The 21,314-nt window shown below is 64.0% G+C and carries 21 protein-coding genes; 15 read left to right on the top strand and 6 right to left on the bottom strand.

The features are described 5' to 3' along the window. Positions 1-16: 16 nt before the first annotated feature. Positions 17-1,519, bottom strand: coding sequence for an HdeD family acid-resistance protein (locus tag KFO72_RS05450; RefSeq protein WP_107201542.1), 1,503 nt, complete (start codon positions 1,517-1,519; stop codon positions 17-19). A 320-nt stretch (positions 1,520-1,839) separates the two neighbouring features. Here KFO72_RS05450 and KFO72_RS05445 point away from each other — a divergent pair, with 320 nt between their 5' ends. The 5 genes from KFO72_RS05445 (at position 1,840) to KFO72_RS05425 (ending at position 5,240) form a co-directional block, all read left to right on the top strand. Then, positions 1,840-2,427, top strand: a complete 588-nt coding sequence (locus KFO72_RS05445; RefSeq protein ID WP_225031585.1) for an RNA polymerase sigma factor — start codon at positions 1,840-1,842, stop codon at positions 2,425-2,427. Between the two features lie 16 nt (positions 2,428-2,443). After that, on the top strand, positions 2,444-2,758 hold the full coding sequence (locus KFO72_RS05440) for a hypothetical protein (RefSeq protein WP_054935099.1): 315 nt from the start codon (positions 2,444-2,446) through the stop codon (positions 2,756-2,758). Continuing rightward, a complete protein-coding gene (locus tag KFO72_RS05435; protein ID WP_062916756.1) occupies positions 2,755-3,051 on the top strand; it encodes a 4Fe-4S dicluster domain-containing protein in 297 nt (98 codons plus the stop codon). The genes KFO72_RS05440 and KFO72_RS05435 overlap by 4 nt, the downstream gene beginning before the upstream one ends. Before the next feature lie 34 nt (positions 3,052-3,085). Next, on the top strand, positions 3,086-3,331 hold the full coding sequence (locus tag KFO72_RS05430; RefSeq protein WP_225031584.1) for a hypothetical protein: 246 nt from the start codon (positions 3,086-3,088) through the stop codon (positions 3,329-3,331). A gap of 97 nt (positions 3,332-3,428) precedes the next feature. Continuing rightward, a complete protein-coding gene (locus KFO72_RS05425) occupies positions 3,429-5,240 on the top strand; it encodes an ABC transporter transmembrane domain-containing protein (RefSeq protein ID WP_176052437.1) in 1,812 nt (603 codons plus the stop codon). An 88-nt stretch (positions 5,241-5,328) separates the two neighbouring features. Here the strand turns inward: KFO72_RS05425 and phaC are convergent, their stop codons facing one another. From phaC to KFO72_RS05410, 3 genes are all read right to left on the bottom strand, one after another. Then, on the bottom strand, positions 5,329-7,089 hold the full coding sequence (gene phaC / locus KFO72_RS05420; RefSeq protein ID WP_225031583.1) for a class I poly(R)-hydroxyalkanoic acid synthase: 1,761 nt from the start codon (positions 7,087-7,089) through the stop codon (positions 5,329-5,331). After that, positions 7,086-7,559 (bottom strand): MaoC family dehydratase, encoded by a 474-nt coding sequence (locus KFO72_RS05415; RefSeq protein WP_107201547.1) that lies wholly within the window; start codon positions 7,557-7,559, stop codon positions 7,086-7,088. The genes phaC and KFO72_RS05415 overlap by 4 nt, the downstream gene beginning before the upstream one ends. Positions 7,560-7,838: 279 nt before the next feature. After that, the gene (locus tag KFO72_RS05410; protein ID WP_054935094.1) at positions 7,839-8,840 is read right to left on the bottom strand and encodes an AraC family transcriptional regulator; all 1,002 of its coding nucleotides are present in this window, start codon (positions 8,838-8,840) and stop codon (positions 7,839-7,841) included. Between the two features lie 203 nt (positions 8,841-9,043). On the opposite strand from KFO72_RS05410, the gene KFO72_RS05405 reads away from it, so the two are divergent. The 10 genes from KFO72_RS05405 (at position 9,044) to KFO72_RS05360 (ending at position 18,560) form a co-directional block, all read left to right on the top strand. Then, complete coding sequence (locus KFO72_RS05405) at positions 9,044-10,099, top strand: 3-keto-5-aminohexanoate cleavage protein (RefSeq protein WP_054935093.1); 1,056 nt, start codon at positions 9,044-9,046, stop codon at positions 10,097-10,099. Between the two features lie 153 nt (positions 10,100-10,252). Further along, entirely contained in the window at positions 10,253-11,572 is a 1,320-nt protein-coding gene (locus KFO72_RS05400) for an MFS transporter (protein ID WP_107201549.1), read from the top strand. A 77-nt stretch (positions 11,573-11,649) separates the two neighbouring features. Continuing rightward, complete coding sequence (locus KFO72_RS05395; RefSeq protein WP_054935091.1) at positions 11,650-12,630, top strand: quinone oxidoreductase family protein; 981 nt, start codon at positions 11,650-11,652, stop codon at positions 12,628-12,630. A 10-nt stretch (positions 12,631-12,640) separates the two neighbouring features. Further along, positions 12,641-13,489: a TauD/TfdA dioxygenase family protein gene (locus KFO72_RS05390; RefSeq protein ID WP_225031582.1), complete on the top strand. Its 849-nt coding sequence runs from the start codon at positions 12,641-12,643 to the stop codon at positions 13,487-13,489. 19 nt (positions 13,490-13,508) lie between these two features. Further along, complete coding sequence (locus KFO72_RS05385) at positions 13,509-14,069, top strand: RBBP9/YdeN family alpha/beta hydrolase (protein ID WP_225031581.1); 561 nt, start codon at positions 13,509-13,511, stop codon at positions 14,067-14,069. A 39-nt stretch (positions 14,070-14,108) separates the two neighbouring features. Then, complete coding sequence (locus tag KFO72_RS05380; RefSeq protein ID WP_225031580.1) at positions 14,109-14,537, top strand: Rieske (2Fe-2S) protein; 429 nt, start codon at positions 14,109-14,111, stop codon at positions 14,535-14,537. Next, positions 14,525-16,153, top strand: a complete 1,629-nt coding sequence (locus tag KFO72_RS05375; RefSeq protein ID WP_225031579.1) for a 3-(methylthio)propionyl-CoA ligase — start codon at positions 14,525-14,527, stop codon at positions 16,151-16,153. Before KFO72_RS05380 ends, KFO72_RS05375 begins: the two co-directional genes overlap by 13 nt. An 83-nt stretch (positions 16,154-16,236) precedes the next feature. Beyond that, positions 16,237-17,382, top strand: coding sequence for a porin (locus KFO72_RS05370; RefSeq protein WP_225031578.1), 1,146 nt, complete (start codon positions 16,237-16,239; stop codon positions 17,380-17,382). A 30-nt stretch (positions 17,383-17,412) separates the two neighbouring features. Further along, positions 17,413-17,802, top strand: a complete 390-nt coding sequence (locus KFO72_RS05365; RefSeq protein WP_225031577.1) for a BON domain-containing protein — start codon at positions 17,413-17,415, stop codon at positions 17,800-17,802. A 332-nt stretch (positions 17,803-18,134) separates the two neighbouring features. Then, entirely contained in the window at positions 18,135-18,560 is a 426-nt protein-coding gene (locus tag KFO72_RS05360) for a hypothetical protein (RefSeq protein ID WP_225031576.1), read from the top strand. Positions 18,561-18,740: 180 nt separating this feature from the next. Here the strand turns inward: KFO72_RS05360 and KFO72_RS05355 are convergent, their stop codons facing one another. Then, entirely contained in the window at positions 18,741-19,658 is a 918-nt protein-coding gene (locus KFO72_RS05355) for a DUF2950 domain-containing protein (protein ID WP_225031575.1), read from the bottom strand. Positions 19,659-19,670: 12 nt separating this feature from the next. Continuing rightward, positions 19,671-21,014 carry a DUF3300 domain-containing protein gene (locus KFO72_RS05350; protein WP_225031574.1) on the bottom strand — a complete coding sequence of 448 codons (1,344 nt, stop codon included), beginning with the start codon at positions 21,012-21,014 and terminating at the stop codon, positions 19,671-19,673. Between the last annotated feature and the right edge of the window lie 300 nt (positions 21,015-21,314).

Below are 21,314 nucleotides of genomic sequence, written 5' to 3'. Positions count from 1 at the left end.
GCGTGATCCGCGCGTGTTACGAAGCGTCCGGGCGTTTTGCCGGGTAATGCTGATCGGCGACCGGCTGCCATGGCTGCGCCAACGTCTGTTCCGAATCCGGGGGCTGGCCGTCGGCGTCCGTATCATAGATGTTCGGCGCGGCTGCTTTTTCCGCGCGCCAGCGCTGGCGCGATGCGTACATCGTGCGCAGCGCGAGGCGCGCCATTTTCACCCACCCCGACGGGCGCGGGTCGGCCAGCATGCTGAGCGCGCGTGCGTAGTCGAGCGTGAGTCCCGGCGTCCATGCCATCGTCGCCGAGCGTTTTCTGACCTGTGCCGCGACCCACAGTTCGGGCGTGGTCGCCACGCGCAGGAACGGCCGCCAGCCGCCACGCTTTCCCCAGGCACGCACCGATGCACCCTCGATCGCCGCTTCCAGCGCTTTAGCGACGGTGCTCGAACAATTGCGGTACGTGAGGTTATAGGTCGTATCGCGGCGATACTCGGCCCAGAAGCGTGCGAGCCGCTCGGGATCGTAGTTACGGATGCGGATCTGCCGCGTCGACGGGCACCATGCTGCCGATTCCGTCGCATAGTCCGGCTGGAACACACCGGGCACATCGTTGTCGCGGGTCGCACGCAGGATCCGCGAGAATTCTTCCGGCGACCTGTCGATTTCAACGGCCGGGTAGAGGCTGATATAAATGCCTTCGGCTGTTTCGAGCGCGGCGTGCCCCGTCGAGATCGAGCCGTTCCTGTCGACGGCTGCGATGTAACGGTCGACGATCGGCTGCCGCCGCGCTTCGGCTTTCGCTGTTCCAACGGGCGTCCAGACGTGCACGGTCAGCACAGGTTCGTGCGCTTCGGGTGGGCCGTCGAATGGGCCCGGCAGCGGGCGCGGCTGTACGGCGGGCGCTTGCGTCGTGACGGCCGCTGCCGATGCCGTTGCGCGCGCAGCGGTTTGCTCATCGGCGACGGCGGGGTTGACGGCCATTCGCCGTACGCGCATGGCGAGCAGGATCATGTTCCAGCCGCCGAACAGCAAGCCGAATGCCACGCAGTACGCGACGGTGCCCGCATAGTGATCGGGGTAGGGCTGGTAGAAGAAGATTGCAATCGCAACCTCCAGTGCGCCGCCTGCGGCTGCGATTTTCCACTTCCGGTAGCGGACCACTCTGGCCGCGATGATCTGCAATGCGCCATCCACGAGAAACAGCGTGCCGAAGATCATCGACAGAATAAAGTTGCCGTGTTCCCCGCCGACCAGCACGAGCGCCGCCGACAGAATGAACGTGGTCCCTTTCACGTAGCGCAGGGTGCGCTGGCCACCCATGCCCGTCCACGCGACGCATACCGTCGCGACGCCTTCGAGCATCAGCAGGGCGGCAAACGGCATGATGGGGAACCACAGCGCGCCGTCGAGCGCATCGCAGAAGATCGTCACACCGAGCACGACACTCAGGCAGCCGACCATCAGCAGCTCGCGCCAGCGGACGCGAAGATAGTCGACACCAAGAAGAATCATCGCGAGACGGACCATGATTTCATCCTTGCCGCACTTCCCGGGTGCCCTACGCCAGGAGACCAGCCGGACTGCGCTTGCCGTGGGCGACGCGGGCTGTGCCGCGCGTCGGCAACAGAACGCATCATAGTGCGATTCTGGTGAGTATGAGAACAGTTGCCAGGATGCAGGTCGAGGGCTGAAACCCCTGTTTTGTGTGACGATAGGCGGTGAATTTTTTCGTCGAGTCTGTCGAGCTTTCTCGACACGCCACCTTGAACCGCTCGCCCGCCGGACAAAATGTTGCGGGTCAGTCGCGCGCCTCACAATATTTTTCTTCGCGGAACGTCATCACGGGTATGGAACCGCCAAACGCCCCGAGCACGATGACCGAGCAGGACCGCGAAATTGCCGATACGGTTGCCCGCGAGCGTCCGAGGCTGCGCAATTTCATCCGCCGCCGCGTCATCGACCAGGACGAAGCCGAGGACATCCTACAGGACGTCTTCGAGGAACTCGTCGAGGCCTGGCGGCTGCCGGACCCCGTCGAGCAGGTCGGCGCGTGGCTGTTTCGCGTCGCGCGAAACCGGATCATCGACCGCTTCCGCAAGAAGAAAGAAGCGCCTCTGCCCGATGCCGTCAACACCTTCGATGGTGAAGAAGCCGACGATCCGTACCGCCTGGACCTGACGCTGCCTTCCGCCGATGCCGGGCCCGAGGCCGCTTACGCACGCGCGGCGCTGCTCGACACACTGCGCGCCGCGCTCGACGAGTTGCCCGCGAACCAGCGCGAGGTGTTCATCGCTCACGAACTGGACGGCCGCAGCTTCAAGGAGATGGCGGCCGCGACGGGCGTAGGCGTCAACACGCTGCTTGCGCGCAAGCGTTATGCGGTCCTGCATCTGCGCGAACGCCTGCGATCGTCTTACGACGGCTTCGAGATATGAACCCAAGGAGAATGGAATGAAGTTCCGCCGAAAAATTGTCGCCAAGGCGCTGTTGCTCGTGCTGATCATTGCGTTGCTGGGCTGGATCGTCATGAGCCTATGGAACTGGATCATCCCGGCCCTCGTGATCGATGCGCATGCGATCGACTATCCGCGCGCGATCGGTCTGCTCGTGCTCTGCCGGATTCTGTTCGGCGGATTCCGCGGACATGGGGGCTGCTACAAAGCCCGCCAATGGCGGCACTGGCAACAGATGACGCAGCAAGAGCGCGAGCGGTTGCGCAACGATCCGGCGTCCGCTTCGCGCCACAACGAGGGAGCGGGCACATGACACACAATGCCACTTCGGCCTGCAAACAGCCGCCCGGCGTGATCGTCCCCGAGGTCGATTTCGCCCGCTGCGAGGGCAAGGCGGATTGCGCGGTGGTTTGCCCCGAGAACGTCTTCGACATCCGCCGCATCGATGCGGCCGACTACCAGGCGCTGCGCCCATTGCAACGCTTCAAGCTGCGCGTGCACGGCATGAAGGTCGCCTACGCGCCGCGTGCGGACGCGTGCCGCGCGTGCGGCCAGTGCGTGTCGGCGTGTCCGGAGCACGCCATCACGCTCGTCAGGATGCGCTGAACCGGCGCGCCCGATAACGGTTGAGGAAACGACCATGCGCAGTCCACATGAACTGGCTACGCTGATGCTCGTGCGCAGCGCACCCGATCAGATCGACACGACGCGTATCGAACTCGATACCTTGCTGGATTACCGGCTCATCTCTATCGAGCCGCGCGCAGGCGGATGGCATCGGCCGATGCTGACGCCCGCCGGAATGCATATGCTTGAAGCCGCCGCGCGCCTCGAACGACATCACGACGGTGACGCGCTGACGACAGAAGACGACAATCTGCTCTAGCCGCAAACGGACGGTATCCGTCCACGGACCGTGCCGCCGACATTCCAGTCGACGGGCTGACATAATCGACCTGTCGCTGATCCACACAGAACACTCCATGCCCGATACCGCTGCGCGCACGCTACGTGTCGCTCCGCTTTTTGCCCTGCTGCCGTTCCTGCGTCCGTATGCGCGGCGCTGGGCGCTCGCGTTCCTCGCGCTGCTGACGTCGGCGGGCGCGACGCTGGCGCTCCCCGTCGCGTTCAAGTACCTGATCGACCGTGGCTTCGCGAGCGGCGACCGCACGCATATCGATCGCTACTTCATCGCGCTCTTCATCGTCTCGCTGATTCTCGCCGCCGCGACGGCGCTGCGTTTCTATTGGGTGTCGTGGCTCGGCGAACGGGTCACGGCCGATTTGCGCCGCGCGGTCTACGACCACGTCATGCGAATGAGCCCGCAGTACTTCGAGACCACGCAGACGGGCGAGGTGCTGTCGCGCCTCACCACCGACACGACGCTGATCCAGACCGTAGTTGGCACGAGCCTGTCGCTTGGATTGCGCAACGTGCTGCTGGCCGTCGGCGGGATTGCGATGCTCATCACGACGAGTCCCGTGCTATCGGGCTACATCATCGCGACGCTGGTGGTCGTGGTCGCGCCCATCGTGATCTTCGGGCGGCGCGTGCGGCGGCTTTCGCGCGCAAGCCAGGACAGGATCGCGAACGCCAGCGCGCTGGCGGGCGAGGTGCTCAACGCGATGCCGACCGTGCAGTCGTACACGCAGGAGACGTATGAGGCAAAGCGCTTCGGTGGCGCTGTGGAACTGGCCTTCGACACTGCGCTCACACGCATTCGCGCGCGCGCGTCGCTGACGGCCGTGGTGATCGTGTTCGTCTTCGCCGCCGTCGTGTTCGTGCTGTGGCTGGGCGCACAGGCGGTCCTCGCCGGACAGATGACAGCGGGACAGTTGTCGCAGTTCATCCTCTATGCGGTATTCACGGCGGGCGCGGTGGGCGCCGTCGCCGAAGTGTGGGGCGATCTGCAGCGGGCTGCCGGCGCAACCGAACGGCTGCTGCAATTGCTGGCCGCGCGCTCGCCGGTGCAGGAAGCGGCGACGACCGTGCCGCTGCCCGCGCAGGGCGACGGTATCCGTTTCCACGACGTGAGCTTTTCCTATCCGTCGCGTCCCGGCATCGCCGCGCTCTCCGGCTTCTCGCTCGATGTGCGTCCGGGTGAGCATGTCGCGCTGGTGGGGCCGTCTGGCGCGGGCAAGACGACGCTGTTTCAGCTGCTGTTGCGCTTTTACGAGCCGCAATCGGGTGGCATCCTGATCAACGGCGTGTCGACGGATCAGGTATCGCTCGCTTCGTTGCGCAAGGCGATTGGCGTCGTGTTGCAGGAATCGGTGATCTTTTCGGGCAGCGTGCTCGACAACATCCGCTACGGGATGCCCGACGCAACCCTCGCTCAGGTGCAGCGCGCCGCCGGAATGGCGGCGGCCGCTGGTTTTATCGAGGAACTGCCGCAAGGTTATGACACGTTTCTGGGTGAGCGCGGTGTGCGGCTGTCGGGCGGTCAGCGTCAGCGCCTTGCGATCGCACGCGCGATTCTCAAGAATCCGCCCATTCTGCTGCTCGACGAAGCGACCAGTGCGCTCGACGCCGCGAGCGAGCGGCTCGTGCAAACGGCGCTGGACAACGCCGCGATGAACCGTACCACACTCGTGATCGCGCATCGTCTTGCTACTGTGCAGCAAGCGGATCGCATCGTTGTTCTGGACCAGGGCCGCATTGTCGCGCAAGGCCGTCACGCAGAGCTTCTGCAGAATTCGCCGCTGTATGCGCAGCTCGCGGCACTGCAGTTTGGCGAACTGCATGGGAACAGTGTGGAGCGGGATAGCTCGCGCGCTCATGCAGGATTTCAGTGAGCCGGGCGGGCGAATTCGCGCCGCACCCGGCCGCCAGCCGTTCTCCGTTTGATGGCCGCAAACACAGCAGCATGGCGCGGCGACCACACTAGTCCGCGCGCACCTTCACATACCTGCCGGGCGCCGGTTCGATCGGACGGTGTTTCGTGCTTCCCAATACAGTGCGCGCTTTCACCTGCTCGCCCGCATGCTGCTTCAGCCAGACGATCCAATGGTTCCACCAGCTACCCGGCTGTTCCTCGGCGGACGCGAGCCATGCCCGGGCGTCGCTGGCCGATTCCGCGCTCGTCGCGCTCGTCCCACTCGTCCAATAGCTGCGCTTGTTCTTCGACGCGGGATTGATCACACCAGCGATATGCCCGCTGGCACCCAGCACGAATTCGACCTTGCCGCCCAACAGTTGTGTCGAGCGCCACGCGGATTGCCAGGGAACGATGTGATCGTCCCGCGTTGCGAGCAGATAGCCAGGCATGTCGATGCGCTTGAGATCGACGGCCGTGCCGCACATCGTGAGCTTGCCGGGCACGCGGAGATTGTTCTCCAGATACATGTTACGCAGATACCAGCTATACATCGGACCGGGAAGATTGGTCGTGTCCGCGTTCCAGTACAGCAGATCGAATGCGGCCGGCGTTTTGCCCTTCAGGTAGTTGTTCACGACGTACGGCCAGATCAGATCGTTGGCGCGTAGCGTCTGAAAGGTGAAGCCGAGTTCACGCCCCGGATACAGCCCGCCGCGGCCGATCGTCTGCTCGCGCATCGCGACACCCGCCTCGTCGATGAACACGCCGAGGTCGCCCGGTTCGCTGAAGTCGAGCAACGACGTCAGCAAGGTCACGCTGGCTACCGACTCGTCGCCATTGGCGCGCATCACAGCGAGTGCGGACGACAGCATCGTCCCGCCGACGCACCAGCCCAAGGCATTGACCTTATCGGCGCGACTGATGGCGCGCGCGACTTCGATGGCCTTCATCACACCCTGTTCGAGGTAATCGTCCCAGCCGGTATGTGCCGTCTGTGCGTCCACGTTGCGCCACGACACCATGAACACGGTGAGCCCGTGGTCATTGGCGAAGCGCACAAAGGAGTTCTCGGGCTGCAGGTCCAGAATGTAGAACTTGTTGATGCAAGGCGGGACGATCACGAGGGGGCGCCGCGCGACTGTTGGCGTCAACGGTGCGTACTGGACCAGCTGGAACAGATCGTTCTCGAACACCACCGACCCTGCGGACACCGCAACGCTGTGGCCCACTTCGAACGCACTCTGGTCAGTGATCGAAATGCTGCCTCGCTTCACATCCTCCAGCAGATGCGTGAGGCCCGCCAGCAGACTGCTGCCGCTGGTTTCGAGCGCACGCCGGATCACTTCGGGATTGGTCGCAGCAAAATTCGAAGGACTCGCAAGGTCGATGAATTGCCGCATGAAAAAACGGAGCTTGTGTTTTTCCTTCTCGTTCAACGCGCTCGCCTCGGTCAGGTCTTCGAGCATCTGCGCGTTGATCAGATAGTTTTCCTTCAGAAAGCTGAACCAGCCATTTGCGGACCATTCTTCGGCACGAAAGCGCCCGTCGCCACGCGCTGGCTTCACGGCAGCACCCGTGCCCGGGTGTGCGCCGGGCACGCGAGAAAAGACGCCGTGCCAAAGCGCTGTTTGCTGTTGCCAGTATCGGGTTTGGGCACGCGTCATGATGTTGCTCGCACCGGGCGTGACGGGATGGATGTCGTTGCCGTCGGCGTCCGTTACGGTGGTGCCGGGACGCTCCGTCAGTGGCATGCCGCGCCAGAAATTGAAGCCGGCATCGAGCCAGCCTTTGGCAAACTCATCCGGAATGCTAAATAACCTGTTCATTTCGATCCCCGGCCTGAAAGATCCGTGGATGCCACAGCCAGGCCGCGGCGCGAAGTGGGCATGACGAGCGCGTCGCCTTCTATCACGACCTTGCCGCCGACCGTGCAGATCGTCGACATCACCACGCGGCGTTTTTCCGGTATCAGTTGCTTGATGGTCACTTCCGCATGCACCGTGTCGCCTGGGCGAACGGGGGCTTTGAAGCGGAGGTTCTGTCCAAGATAGACGGTGCCAGGACCCGGCATCCGGCCGGCAATGGCCGCGGAGATGATGCTCGCCGTGAGCATGCCGTGCGCGATGCGCCCCTTGAAGGGCGTCGTCTGCGCAAATTGCTCGTTGATGTGAACCGCGTTCATGTCGCCCGACGCACCAGCGAACAACAGAATGTCGGCTTCCGTGATGGTCTTGGCAAAGCTGGCGCTCATGCCAGGTTGCAGGTCTTCGTAGTCGTATCCGTTCAGTTCGTTCATGCGCTTGTCCAGTTGCCGGGGCGTGCATTCCCCGCTTTCATCGTGTCTCGCACGTCATGGAACGGCGTCGGCCAGTGGGTCCGAGCCGTCTGTCGTGCTCGACATCGTACTGTCAGCGCCTGTTCATGCCGGTGTCCAAATCTGCCGTTGCAGTGACAAAGCAGGCCATGCTGGCCGTCGCGGCAAAGCGGGACCGTCGCGCGCGGGCGCGCGCCAGTCTGTCGAGAGCGATACGCCGGATGGAAGCCGGCGTGCGTGATGACGGCGTCAGCCGTATCGTCATTTCGACCGGCTGTTTCGCCAGTCGCGCGGCGTCATATGAAATTGCGAAGTGAACCACTTCGTGAACGAGCCTTGCTGCGAGTAGCCCAGCAGTGCCGAAACCCGGCCGATCGGATAGCGTGGATTGCTCATATAGCGCACGGCCAGTTCGCGCCGGACTTCCTCGACCAGCGTCGAGAAGCTGGTCTGCGCCGATTCGAGCTGCCGCTGCATGGTGCGCACGCTCAGGCCCAATTGCCGCGAAACCAGCTCGACCGTGGCTTGCTCGATCGGCAGCAGCAGGTAGATCGCCTTGCGCACTTCGAGCGCAGCCGAGTCGGCATTCGCCGCGTTCAGCGGCGTGGCGAGGCTTTCAGCGTATCGCACCAGTTCTGGATCGGCGGCAGGGTTCGGGTAGTCGAGATCGGCCGCCGCACAGACGAAGCCGTTGAAGTCGCTGCCGAACTGCAGTGAACAGCCGAAGAACCTTCGATGAAAGGTCAGGTCGGCAGGTCCGGCATGAGTGAAGTGAACAGTGCGCGGCTTCCAGTGGTCGCCGAGCAGAGCGCTGGCATGGCGCGCCAGTACGCCGACCGCCAGCTCGATTGCCTGCTTTGTCGGGGTGCCCGGTTCAACGACGAGTTCCTCCCGGATGGTGACCGTGTCGCCCGCGTTCTCGACGTAGACGGCCAGCGCTTCGTTGAGCAGGTGCCGGTATTCGGCTGCCGCGAGCAACACTTCGCGCAACGTGCGCTTGTGGGCGAGCAGGACGTTGACCACGCCCGTGCCGAACTTCTGGCGGGTTTCCGCCATTTGCAGGGCGAAGGTCGGGCAAGAGGCCTTGTCGGCCGTCAGTTCGATGAGCCGGCAGCACGCGGCGGCGGGCACGCGATCGTCCAGATTGGCGAGCGCGGCCGCATCGATCCCGACCTGCTGTGCGAGTTCGATCGGGTTCAGTCCGAGCCGCCGTGTCACATCGAAATAGCCGCCCATCGCCACCGATCGCAGCATCGTTTCCATCGCTACTCCCGCTTGAACGTGCAGGCGGCCAGTTCGCATCTGCCACAGGCCAGGGTTTTCACGCAGTGGCATGCAACGCTAAAACAATGGCGCCCAATCACAAAAGTGTAGCGCGTGATTCCCGTACTGTGCGGATAACGGTCAGGTGTTGTTGCAGATGCGATGCGACACCGAAAACCATCACCCCGCACTGGAGAACCAAGATGCAGTTTCTCGACGATTCGCTCCACCCGGAGAACCAGGACAAGGTCGTCATCACCACCGCCCCGTATGGTCCGGAGTGGATGCCCGATGACTTCCCCGAAGACATTCCGGTGACGATGGAGCAACAGGTCCAGAAGGCCGTCGATTGCTATAACGCCGGCGCCACGGTGCTTCACCTGCACGTGCGCGAACTGGATGGCAAGGGTTCGAAGCGTCTGTCGAAGTTCAACGAACTGATCGCGGGTGTGCGTTCCGCCGTGCCCGACATGATCATCCAGGTGGGTGGCTCGATATCGTTCGCACCGGAAGACGACGGACAGGCCGCGAAGTGGCTCTCCGACGATACGCGTCACATGCTCGCCGATCTCGACCCGAAACCGGACCAGGTGACGGTCGCGATCAACACGACGCAAATGAACATCATGGAGCTGCTTTATCCGGAGTACCTGGCAGGCACGTCGCTGTCGAACCCCGCGTTCATGGCTGCCTACAGCGAGATGACCGTGCCTGCGGGCCCGGCATGGGTCGAGGAACATCTGCGCCGCCTGCAGGCATCGGGCATTCAGCCGCACTTCCAGCTCACGGGCATCCACGCGCTCGAAACGCTCGAGCGCCTGGTGCGCAAGGGCGTCTACAAGGGGCCGCTGAACCTGACGTGGATCGGCATCGGCGGCGGCTTCGACGGTCCGAATCCGTTCAATTTCTTCAACTTCGTGCATCGCGCGCCGGATGGCTGCACGCTCACTGCCGAGTCGTTGCTGAAGAACGTGTTGCCGTTCAACATGATGGCAATGGCGATGGGCCTGCATCCTCGCTGCGGTATCGAAGACACGATCATCGACCAGCACGGCAACCGCTTCACGTCGGTGCAGCAGATCGAGCAGTGCGTGCGTGTGGCGCGCGAACTCGGGCGCGACATCGCCACCGGCAAGGAGGCACGCGAGATCTACCGCATCGGCGTGCAGTACGAGACGGCCGATGAGACGCTCGCTGCCAACGGCATGGCGCCGAACCGCGAGGCGGGCGTCAGGAACTTGCCGCTGCGCGCGGCGTGACGGGTGGGCGTGCAACCCAGATGTCGCTTGTCGCGGCCTTCGAAGGTCGGGTTCCCCGGCTAGCGCCGGGGAACGAACTGCGATATTCATAACCGGTCGCCGTGACCTGCGGGCAGAGGCGGCCGCCACCAAGCGGGACGAAGGAGACACATCATGCTCATGCAGCATGCCGAGCCCACGGCGGGCAATGTTGCCGCCACACAAACGGATGTGCGCGGCTATGCGTGGATCGTATTTGCCCTGACGGTCGGGCTGCTGCTCTCCGACTACATGTCGCGGCAAGTGCTGAATGCCGTGTTTCCGCTGCTCAAGGCCGCGTGGGGCCTTTCGGATACCCGGCTGGGCTCGCTTAGCAGCGTGGTCGCGCTGATGGTCGGCGTGCTGACCTTTCCGCTGTCGGTGCTTGCCGATCGCTGGGGCCGCGTGAAAAGCATTGTCCTGATGGCGGCGATGTGGAGTCTCGCGACGCTGGGCTGCGCGATCTCGACGAACTACGGCGAGATGCTGCTGGCTCGGGCGTTCGTCGGTATCGGCGAGGCTGCCTATGGCAGTGTCGGGATCGCAGTGGTCCTGAGCATTTTCCCCGCGCGGCTGCGCGCCACGCTGACGGGCACGTTCATGGCGGGTGGCGCGTTCGGCTCGGTGCTGGGCATGGCGCTGGGCGGCGCGGTCGCGGCCCAGATGGGCTGGCGCATGGCGTTCGGCGCGATGGCGGCGCTGGGGATCGTGCTGGTGATCGTCTACCGGCTGGTCGTTACTGAAAAGCGTCTCGCCCGGCTGCAGCCGGCAAGCCTGAACAAGGCGGAAGGGCTCGGCGTGCGGATGAGCCTGCGCGCGTTGATGAAGGGGCTGTTCTCGACGAAGTCCGTCGTGTGCGCCTATGTCGGCAGCGGTATGCATCTGCTGGTTCCCGCCGCTGTCTGGGCGTGGATGCCGAGCTTCCTGAATCGCTACTACGGCATGCCCACCGGCAAGGCTGCAACGAGCGCGGCAGTGTTCGTGCTGGTGACGGGCGTCGGCATGGTGGTGTGCGGCGCGCTCGCCGACCGCCTCAGCAAGCAGGGACGCGAACGCAAGTGGGCCGCCGCGATCGCCTTTTGCCTCGTGTGCTTCACGCTGCTCGCGATCGGCTTTCGGATGCCCGCGGGTCCGCTGCAACTGATCGTGATCGGTGCCGGCATGTTTTTCTGCGCAGGCGCGAGCGGTCCGTCGGGTGCGATGGTGGCCAACCTCACGCCGCCGTCGATCCACGCCTCGGCATTTGCGACCCTGACGCTCGCGAACAACCTGCTGGGTCTGGCGCCCGCCGCAGTGCTCACGGGCGTCATGGCCGACCGGCTCGGACTGCTTGGCGCATTGCAACTCGTGCCGTTTGCGCCGCTCGTCGCCGCGATTGCATTCTTTATCGGCAAGCGGAATTACGCTCGCGACCTCGATCGTCTCAATACGCTGCGTGAAGAAGCCGCACGCTGATTGATCGGTGGCAGCGCGTGCGTGATGACGCAGGCAAGAAACGATGTGTAGTTTGAGTAATGAACAGGAGATTCAACATGGCAAAGGCAGTGCGCTTCCATGAAACGGGTGGTCCCGAAGTCTTGCGCTACGAGGACGTGGAAGTGGGCGACCCCGGCCCAGGACAGGTCCGCCTGCGTCACGAGGCAGTGGGTCTGAATTTCGCCGACACGTATTTCCGCAGCGGCCTCTATCCCGTCCCACTCCCGGCAGGCATGGGCGTCGAGGCGGCGGGCGTGGTCGAATCGATTGGCCCGGATGTGACGAACGTCGCGGTGGGCGATCGCGTGACCTACACCGGCTTCGTCAATACGCTCGGCGCCTATAGCACCGAACGCCTCGTTCCCGCCGGTCCGCTCATCAAGCTGCCCGATGCGATCTCCAGCGAAACGGCGGCTGGCATGACCATGCGCGGCCTGACGGCGGCGTATCTGATGCGCCGTATCTACGGCTTCAAGCCGGGCGACGTCATCCTGCTGCACGCGGCTGCGGGTGGCGTTGGGCTGATCGTGTCGCAATGGGCGAAGCTGCTGGGCCTGACCGTGATCGGCACGGTTTCGACGGAAGCCAAGGGCGAGGTTGCCCGCGCGCATGGCTGCGACCATATCGTCTACTACGGCCGGGAGAACGTCGCGAAGCGCGTGCGCGAACTCACGGACGGCGTGGGCGTGAACGTGGTGTTCGACAGCGTCGGCAAGGATACCTTCGAGGCTTCGCTCGATTCGCTCAAGCGTCGCGGTCTGATGGTCTGCGTCGGCACGGCTTCGGGTCCGATTCCGCCGCTCAATCCGCAGATGCTGGCGGTGAAAGGCTCGCTTTATCTGACGCGCCCGGCGCTGGCCGACTATATCGCCGATCCGGTCGAAAAGAACGAACTGGCAGGCGAAATCTTCGGGCATATCGCCGCGGGCCGGATCAGGATCGAACTCAACCAGCGTTACGCACTCGAGGACGCAGCGCAAGCGCACCGCGACCTGGAAGCGCGCAAGACGACCGGCTCGTCGGTCTTCGTCATCTGAGGAACAAGTCATGCGAGTCGAACCCTTGACGTGCACGATCGGCGCCGAACTGACGGGCGTGCAGCTCGCCGATGCGATCCACGATGACGGCCTGTTCGCGCAGATCCGCGCGGCGCTGCTGACACACCGCGTGATCTTCCTGCGCGACCAGGACATCACGCGCGCCCAGCATGTGGCGTTCGCGCGGCGCTTCGGCGAACTGGAAGATCATCCCGTCGCAGGCAGCGACCCGGATCATCCCGGCCTCGTGCGCATCTACAAGAATCCGGAGCAGCCCAACGACCGCTACGAGAACGCGTGGCATGCCGACGCCACCTGGCGGGAAGCGCCGCAGTTCGGCGCGGTGCTGCGCTGCGTGGAGTGTCCGCCCGTGGGCGGCGACACGATGTGGGCGAACATGGTCCTCGCCTATGAGAACCTGCCCGAGCACATCAAGACGCAGATCGCGGACTTGCGTGCCCGGCATAGCATCGAGGCGAGTTTCGGCGCGGCGATGCCCGTCGAGAAACGCCTCGCACTGAAGGCGCAGTTCCCGGACGCGGAGCACCCGGTGGTGCGCACGCACCCGGAAACGGGCGAGAAGGTGTTGTTCGTGAACGCCTTCACCACGCATTTCACCAACTATCACACGGCGGCGCGGGTGCGCTTCGGACAGGACGCGAATCCCGGCGCGGGCGATCTGCTGCGCTATCTGGTCAGCCAGGCGTACATACCCGAATACCAGGTGCGCTGGCGCTGGAAACCGAACAGCATCGCTATCTGGGACAACCGCAGCACGCAACACTATGCGGTGATGGACTACCCGCCGAGCCATCGCAAGATGGAGCGTGCGGGGATCATCGGCGACAAGCCGTATTGACGGGAAAGGCAAGCTTGTCATGACTCCCGTTTTCACACCCACCGTTCTGATCGTGCCGGGCTTGCGCGATCACGTCGCCGGGCATTGGCAAACGCTGCTCGCGCAGACGCTGCCGAACGCGGCTTGCGTGCCGCCGCTCGAACACGACGGGCTCAGTTGCGCGGCGCGTGTCGCGGCACTCGATGCGGCGCTCGCGAAGATCGATGGCCCGGTCATTCTGGTCGCACATAGCGCGGGCGTGATGATCACGGTGCATTGGGCGAGGCAGCACGACCGCAAGATTCACGGCGCGCTGCTCGCCGCGCCTGCCGACCTCGAAACGCCGCTGCCGGCCGGCTATCCGGGTTTCGATGTGCTCGCAGCGAACGGCTGGCATCCCATTCCGCGCGAACGGCTGCCGTTTCCGAGCATCGTCGGTGCGAGCCGCAACGATCCGCTCGCGCAGTTCGAGCGGGTGCAAGGAATGGCGCGCGACTGGGGCAGCCGTCTCGTCGATCTCGGCGAAGTCGGCCATCTCAATCCCGCTGCGGGCTTTGGAGAATGGCCGCGGGCGACGACCCTGATCAGCGAGTTGCTCTGATCTGACGGTTACCTCATTTGGCAAGGAAAGGAGCCTGCGATGTCACGTCAGGTAGGGATCGGTGTTGCCGGCGAAATCGGGCCGGGCCAGCGCAAGCGGGTATTCGTCGACGGTCGCTGCATCGTGGTCTTCAACGTCGACGGCGCGATTTACGCGATCGACGACTCGTGCCCGCACAACGGCGCGTCGCTCGGGAATGGGCAGATGGAAGGGTCCATGCTGCGCTGTCCCGCACACGGCCTGCGCTTCGATCTGCGCACGGGATGCACGCCCGGCGCGGGGAGCTTGAGGCTTACCGCGTTTGCTGTCGCGACGGTCGGTTCGAAGCTGGTCCTGAATCTCGACGAACAGGGCGCGGTGCCGGTGGACGGCACAGACGGCACAGACGGTACAGACGGCAAGGCAGCAGGGCAACCGGAAGCGCGGCAATGCGCGACCAGACAGGAGAAGCAACAATGCAAGGTTTGATGATGCAGCAGCCGCTGCTGGTGGCGTCGCTGCTGACGCACGCGGAACGCCATCACGGCGGGCGGGAGATCGTGTCGCGACGCGTCGAAGGCGATATTCACCGCTATTCGTACCGGGATCTGGCGCAACGCGCGCGCCGCATGGCCAATGCGCTGGCGGCTCTCGACATCGGGCATGGCGAGCGGGTTGCGACGCTCGCGTGGAATGGCTATCGCCATATGGAGCTTTACTTCGCCGTGTCGGGTTCCGGTGCCGTGTTGCATACGCTCAACCCGCGGCTGCATGTCGATCAGCTCGCCTACATCATCGAACACGCGCAGGATCGCGTGGTGTTCTTCGACCTCACGTTCCTGCCGTTGATCGAGAGCGTCGCGCCGCGCGTGAAAAGCCCGAAGCTCTTCGTCGCGATGACCGATCGGGCGCACATGCCGCAAACGCACGGCCTGTCCACGATGCTGTTGTGCTACGAAGACCTCGTCGATCTTCACGACGATGTGTTCGAATGGCCATTGCTCGACGAAAACAGCGCCTCGTCGCTGTGCTACACGTCGGGCACCACGGGCAACCCGAAAGGCGTGCTGTACAGCCACCGCTCGACCGTGCTGCACACCTATGCGGCGGCGTTGCCCGATTCGCTCAACTGCTCGGCGCGCGATGCGATTCTCCCCGTCGTGCCGATGTTCCATGTGAACGCGTGGGGATTGCCGTATATCGCGTGCATGGTCGGCGCGAAGCTGGTGTTTCCGGGCCCGGCGCTCGACGGTCAATCCCTCTACGAACTGATCGAAGCCGAGCAGGTCACGCTGTCGGCGGGTGTGCCGACGGTCTGGCAGGGTCTGCTCGCACACGTCGACGCGATCAAGGGCGCGTTCTCGCACATGAGGCGCACGATCGTCGGCGGCGCAGCGTGTTCGACGGCGATGACGGCGGCGTTCAGGGAGGCGCATCGCGTCGAGGTCCTGCACGCCTGGGGCATGACGGAATTGAGCCCGGTCGGCACGGTCTGCAGCCTCAAGGCGCATCAGCTCTCGCTGCCTGGCTGCAAGCGTTACGAGGTGCAGGCGAAGCAGGGGCGCGCGGTGTTCGGCATCGACATGAAGATCGTCGATGCGGATGGCGCCGCGTTGCCGTGGGACGGCGTCGCGGCGGGCGATCTGCTGGTGCGGGGCCCATGGGTCGCGCGGGAGTACTTTGGCAGCGAAGGGCAGCCGCCGCTGCGTGACGGCTGGTTTCCGACGGGCGATATCGCAAGGATCGACGCCGACGGTTTCATGCAGATCACCGATCGCAGCAAGGACGTCATCAAGTCGGGCGGGGAATGGATCAGTTCGACCGACATCGAAAACGTCGCGTACCTGCATCCCGACGTCGCGACTGCCGTCTGCATTGCCGCGCGCCATGTGAAGTGGGACGAACGGCCGTTGCTGCTGGTCGTGAAGAAGCCGGGAAGCGGGCTGGACGCGAACGGACTGCTCGCATTCCTCGACGGGCGCGTGGCGCGCTGGTGGAAACCCGACGCGGTGGTGTTCATCGATACCGTGCCCGTCGGCGCGACGGGCAAAGTGCTCAAGAACCAGCTGAGAGATCGGTTCGCAGACTATTACCTGACGGCCTGACACGCGACGCGGCGCGGTACGCGTACTTTCGATCAAGAAACGACCGGGAACATCCCGGCATGTATGGAACCAGAGGAGACGGAATGAAACTGAAGTCATGCTGCGCTGCTGCGCTGGTGGTTTTCGCCACGGCAGCCCATGCGCAATCGTCGGTGACGCTGTATGGCGTGATCGACACCGGAATGCTGTATCAGAGCACGTCGGCGGCGACCTTTCAGCCGCATGCGCCGAACCTTGGCCACGTCTATCAGCTCAAGGACGGCGGTATCTACGCCAGCTTCTGGGGGCTCAAGGGAAGCGAGGATCTCGGCGGCGGCTACAAGATCAACTTCAAGCTGCAGGGCGTGTTCAATTCCACGAACGGCAAGTTCGGTCTCGCCGATACGCCGGGCACGACGGCGATCTTCAACCAGTTTGCGACGGTCGGGGTAGCCGGGCCATTCGGCACGTTCGACGCCGGGCGGCAGATCATCCCGATGATCTACGCGATGGCCGAAACCGACGTGCGCGGCGCGCAGTATTTCGGCAGTATCCTGACTGCGTGGCTGGGCATGAATCAGGCGGCCGGCTGGCCCGGCACGAGTACCAACGCGCCGATCGGCGCGCTGTATGACAGCAACGCGCTTGTCTACAATTCGCCGAAATTCTATGGGGCCTCGGTTGCGCTCGAGTATGCGCCGGGCGGCGTCGGCGGTCAGTTCCAGGGCGGCACGCGTGAATCCGCCGTGCTCAAGTATTCGAACTACGGTCTGAACCTGTCTGCCGTGTACTACAACGGACACGACACGAACCCGTTCCCGCTGACCTATCCGGCCGCGCCCGCCGTGCCCGCGACAGGTCTTGCCAATAACCGTTTCTACTACTTCGGCGCGATGTACACGATCAGCGGGTTTTCGCTATCCGCGTCTTACGGCGTCGGCAAGAATCCAGCGAAGAGCAACACCGCCGACTTCGAAATGATATCGGGCGGTCTTGGCTACCAGTTCAATCCTCGCTTCAAGGTCACGTCCGGGTACTACTACCTGAAAGACCGGAACCATTCAGCGAACCACTCGAGCGAGTTCGCAGTGGGCGCCGAATACAGCCTGTCGCAGAGGACCAGGGCTTACGCGCAGGTCGGCTATGTCGACAACAAGGGGACCATGAACCAGACGATTATCTACGGCGCGCCGGTTGCGCCGGGAGAGTCGACCACTGCGGCGATGATCGGCATTCGCCATACGTTCTGAGTCCGCCACGGAGATCAACGGGAGTATTCGATGAAAAGCAATTACGTAGTTCAACTGGCCGTCGTGGCATGGCTCGTCGCAGCATCCATGAGTGCCTGGTGCCAGTCGGGGCAGCCGGCGAAGGCGCCCGCCAGCGTACCGGGCGCATCCGCGACGACGGCGTCCGGTGCGGCTGCACCCGCAACAGGCAGGAAAGCGGATCGGGCGCTGCGCCGGAAGGTGTATGCCGCCATCGGGAAGCAAAAGGAGATCAGCGCCGGGGATATCAGTGTCACGGCGAAAGACGGCGCGATAACGTTGAACGGCTCGGTGGCCGATGCGTCGCAGATCGACAAGGTCGTGGAGATCGCCAAAGGCGTTCCGGGCGTGACGTCGGTGACCAACAAACTGGCCGTGAAGAAGCCTTTCGGCGGGATGTAGGCAAACGCTGGCGGCGGCGTGCGGGTCGCTCTTCGTCGCCGTGGCCTCGCATCACGACATCAGGCGGGCAAGTTCTGTCGTGAACGGCTGCGCCGAAGAGCGAGCATTACGCGCTGCCGTCGGATCGCGGTCGAACACGCGCGGCATCATGATGTCAGCGTCAACCGTAGTATCTGACGCTGTTTCTTGAATGCATCGGCAACCTGCGGAAGGGGAGCTATGCTTTACTTTCAGTCGTAGCTATCTGAATGTCGATGTCAGGTTCAAGCGGCGACGGCATTCGCGAGCACATGTGCAGTGCTGATCGCCGTATCCGGTCGAGGGGAATCGCGATGACGCCATGGAGCAAACGGTACTTTCACGCAGACTCGGGAAACGCCGTCGGGCCCGGGCCCGCGGCTCGCGAACGTTTCGACGTCGCGCGCATCCTGCGCATCGGCCTTTGGGCGTTCCTGCTGCCGCTGGCGGGATGTCCCTACTACGCGGCGCCGCCAGGAACCGTCGTGATGACGCCAGCCAGCTACGATCGGTCGTTTGCCGCTGCGTCGGGCGCCATGCATGACGAGGGCGTGTCGGTCGCCGTCCAGGACCCGGGCAGCGGCAACGTCGTCGGCACGCTCGATGGCAGCACCGTGACGGCGAGCGTACGCCAGCAAGCCGACGGCAGCGTGGTCGTGCAGTTCAACTCACGCGACGCGCGTGACCCCACGCTGCTCGACCGCATTTCGCGCAGCTACGATCGGCGCATGGGGCGCTGAGGGTCTTGCGCCTCGGCATGACGGCCTCTCGTATCGCTCTCATATCGCTCTCGTATCGCTCTCGTATCGCCTTACTGGTCGTCGCACTGGCGACCGCGACGTTGGCGGCAATGAGCGCAGAAAGACGCCGGCTGCCGCCACGGGGTCACGCCGCACACCAATCGGCTGGCCTGCGTCTTTTCAAGGCTGCACCTTCGCCCAGCCGGGTCCGGGATCGAACGAGGAAATCGCCTTCGCCTTCGCCGCGCTATCGGGACCGAGATCGCGTTCGTAGACCTGGCCCGCATGGCTGACCATGAAGCTCTTGATGCCCGTGTCGCCATAGCGCACAGGCCACGCGAGAACGGCGAAGCCACCGAACAGCTTGCCATGCGCGACATAGTCGTAGGCACCGCCCGGCGCATGCGGACCTTGCGACGTCAGCAGCTTGTAGTGGTAGCCGTGGTATCCGGCATCCGCGGCGTGGCGAGTGGCCGCCTGCACGAAAGCCGGGCCGAGCGGACTAGGAGGCGCGTCGGGTTCGGTCGGCCAGTAGAGGCCGTCGTGCTTTCCCGGCGAACTCGACAGTTTCGACGCATACCTGAGCAGGCCGACGCCATCGTGATCGGTGAGGGCATATTCGCGCTGCGCGTCGTAGATCGCGAGCATCGTCTGAATGACGGCGAGTTCGTTTCGGCCGATGCGCCGCAAGCGCATTTCCTCCGCGCCTGCCTGCATGTCGAAGTGCCATCCTTTCGCACCCTTCACGAGTGGAACAGGAAACGTCCACCCGTCGTTGCCGACGGTAATACGGGCGTGATTGTCGCCGGTCTGCTCGACCTGGTGCGCCTTGCCCCATTCGTCGAGGAAGCGGCTGCGGATGTCGGCGCCGACGGGCGGAATCAGATCGCGAAAGTCGCGCCCGAAGATGGATTGCAGTGTCGCTTCGTCGTTGTTCGTGACGGCTTCGCCGAATGCGTTCATCGCGGCATCGGGCGTGTTGAAGTCCTTCTCGGCGTGCGCCGCCGTCAATGTGGCGAAACACAGTGCACAGCCAACGGTAAAGGTGCGCACGATGCCCGCAAGCCATGCCGGACGAAATCTTGAGGTGGATTTCATGCTCGTGTCTCCCTAGCGTCTTCCGCCGCGCCCGCCACCCGCCCGCATGCCGCCGCCGGCCGGGCGGCTGAAGCCCGAGCCCTGCATGCTGGAGCGTCCCCGGTCATAGCTGCGTTGCGTGGCGCCGCCTGCGCCTACGCCCTGAAATGCGTTGTCGCGGCCGCCGCTGACGCCGCCACCGCCACCCACGCGATCGCTGGCGCGCGAGAAGTCGCTGGTGCCCGCGCGGTTCGCGCCGCCGCCGAAATTGCCGCCAGCGGATCTGTCAACGCCCCCCACGCCACCCCGGTCCCCTGTCCGATCGCCCGTCCGATCGCCCGTCCGATCTCCCGTCCGATCTCCCAGATTCGAGCGGTCCGCGACCGATGCGCGATTGCCTGCGTTCCCCCGGTCGGCTGTATTGGCGCGTCCACCTGCGCCCGCGTCACGCCCGCGGAAATCATTGCGTCCCTCGGCGCCCCCGACATTGCGCGAATACTTCTCACGGGTCGCATTGTCGCGATACGCCACGCCCTGGCGATGACTGCCGTCGTGTTGCCAGCGTCCACCTTCCACCTTGGTGCGGTCGAAGTTACGATCGATGTTCGCGGCCTTGTTGACGTTGATGTTGACGTCGCCGCCGCCCCAGTTGCAGTTGCTGAAGATCGCGCCTGCCGCGGCGAGCCCGATGCCCCATGCGAACCCCGTCATCAGCGCCGCGCCCGGATAGTAGGCCGGGTAGGGCGGCCAGTAGGTCGGTGGATAGGCGGGATAACTCCAGGCACCGTAGACGACGGTCGGGTTGTAGGCGGGCACGTAGATTACCTGCGGATTCGCGGGCTCGATCTTCACGATGGTCTGGCCACCCGCAGGTGCCGGTTCGACGACCACGTTCTGCTGTTCGTTCGACTTCAGGTTGCCCGAGTCTTTCGCGCGGGCGCGCAGTCGCTGCACGGCGGCGAACACTTCCTTTTGTTGCGCGAGAAATGCGTCGCCGAGTTTCTGGGTCCAGTCGAGCTTGTCATTCATCGGTTCGAGAATCTGTGGGAACGCGACGAGCGATTTCACGCTGACATCCCACGGCTGGTTTTCGACGGCCTTCACGGCAGCGTCGCCCTTGACGTTGGGATTGGCCTTGACCCAGCGTGCCGCGTGCACGATCTCCAGCGGATAGGTCGACGCCATCAATACCTGCGACAGCACGGAATCGGGATACAGCGCGATCGGCGCGACCAGCGCCTCGATTTCCTCCGGCTTGAATGCTTCGGCAGGCGCAGGCTGCTCGTTTTGGGCACGTGCGGAGCCCGCTCCGAGCGCCAGCACGACAAGCAGCCAAAGACACGTGGCTTTGGCCCGTCGTAGATTCCACGAGGACATGGCCGCTCCTTCAGACTGGATGACAGGAACTTCGATGAACGGTCCTGTTGCGACTGATGGCAGATTGCACAATGGCTTGCGGGATATTGCGGCGTCTTCTCAATATGATGTTAGAACATCTATCGGCGCTTGCGATGCAAATAGTCAGTGCTTCCGGGCGCAGGGCAAACTGGGCGGCGGCGATTGACGACGGCGCTGGCGTGCCTGACATCTCTGCTTCGCGACGGGTTCATGCTTCATCGCATCCGATCAGTAGACGAAGCGTAACGGCTCACCGCTCGTGAACCGGGGTAGCGATAT

Origin of the sequence: Paraburkholderia sp. XV (assembly GCF_020177535.1) — a bacterium.
GTDB classification, from domain to species: domain Bacteria; phylum Pseudomonadota; class Gammaproteobacteria; order Burkholderiales; family Burkholderiaceae; genus Paraburkholderia; species Paraburkholderia caribensis.
Note: the sequence above shows the minus strand (reverse complement) of the source record. Positions and strands in the feature narration are given on the sequence as shown.

Excerpts from the sequence above, each read along its gene's own strand:
- KFO72_RS05450 (WP_107201542.1), bottom strand. The coding sequence starts at position 1,519 with ATGGTCCGTCTCGCGATGATTCTTCTTGGTGTCGACTATCTTCGCGTC.
- KFO72_RS05445 (WP_225031585.1), top strand. The coding sequence starts at position 1,840 with ATGGAACCGCCAAACGCCCCGAGCACGATGACCGAGCAGGACCGCGAA.
- KFO72_RS05440 (WP_054935099.1), top strand. The coding sequence starts at position 2,444 with ATGAAGTTCCGCCGAAAAATTGTCGCCAAGGCGCTGTTGCTCGTGCTG.
- KFO72_RS05435 (WP_062916756.1), top strand. The coding sequence starts at position 2,755 with ATGACACACAATGCCACTTCGGCCTGCAAACAGCCGCCCGGCGTGATC.
- KFO72_RS05430 (WP_225031584.1), top strand. The coding sequence starts at position 3,086 with ATGCGCAGTCCACATGAACTGGCTACGCTGATGCTCGTGCGCAGCGCA.
- KFO72_RS05425 (WP_176052437.1), top strand. The coding sequence starts at position 3,429 with ATGCCCGATACCGCTGCGCGCACGCTACGTGTCGCTCCGCTTTTTGCC.
- phaC (WP_225031583.1), bottom strand. The coding sequence starts at position 7,089 with ATGAACAGGTTATTTAGCATTCCGGATGAGTTTGCCAAAGGCTGGCTC.
- KFO72_RS05415 (WP_107201547.1), bottom strand. The coding sequence starts at position 7,559 with ATGAACGAACTGAACGGATACGACTACGAAGACCTGCAACCTGGCATG.
- KFO72_RS05410 (WP_054935094.1), bottom strand. The coding sequence starts at position 8,840 with ATGGAAACGATGCTGCGATCGGTGGCGATGGGCGGCTATTTCGATGTG.
- KFO72_RS05405 (WP_054935093.1), top strand. The coding sequence starts at position 9,044 with ATGCAGTTTCTCGACGATTCGCTCCACCCGGAGAACCAGGACAAGGTC.
- KFO72_RS05400 (WP_107201549.1), top strand. The coding sequence starts at position 10,253 with ATGCTCATGCAGCATGCCGAGCCCACGGCGGGCAATGTTGCCGCCACA.
- KFO72_RS05395 (WP_054935091.1), top strand. The coding sequence starts at position 11,650 with ATGGCAAAGGCAGTGCGCTTCCATGAAACGGGTGGTCCCGAAGTCTTG.
- KFO72_RS05390 (WP_225031582.1), top strand. The coding sequence starts at position 12,641 with ATGCGAGTCGAACCCTTGACGTGCACGATCGGCGCCGAACTGACGGGC.
- KFO72_RS05385 (WP_225031581.1), top strand. The coding sequence starts at position 13,509 with ATGACTCCCGTTTTCACACCCACCGTTCTGATCGTGCCGGGCTTGCGC.
- KFO72_RS05380 (WP_225031580.1), top strand. The coding sequence starts at position 14,109 with ATGTCACGTCAGGTAGGGATCGGTGTTGCCGGCGAAATCGGGCCGGGC.
- KFO72_RS05375 (WP_225031579.1), top strand. The coding sequence starts at position 14,525 with ATGCAAGGTTTGATGATGCAGCAGCCGCTGCTGGTGGCGTCGCTGCTG.
- KFO72_RS05370 (WP_225031578.1), top strand. The coding sequence starts at position 16,237 with ATGAAACTGAAGTCATGCTGCGCTGCTGCGCTGGTGGTTTTCGCCACG.
- KFO72_RS05365 (WP_225031577.1), top strand. The coding sequence starts at position 17,413 with ATGAAAAGCAATTACGTAGTTCAACTGGCCGTCGTGGCATGGCTCGTC.
- KFO72_RS05360 (WP_225031576.1), top strand. The coding sequence starts at position 18,135 with ATGACGCCATGGAGCAAACGGTACTTTCACGCAGACTCGGGAAACGCC.
- KFO72_RS05355 (WP_225031575.1), bottom strand. The coding sequence starts at position 19,658 with ATGAAATCCACCTCAAGATTTCGTCCGGCATGGCTTGCGGGCATCGTG.
- KFO72_RS05350 (WP_225031574.1), bottom strand. The coding sequence starts at position 21,014 with ATGTCCTCGTGGAATCTACGACGGGCCAAAGCCACGTGTCTTTGGCTG.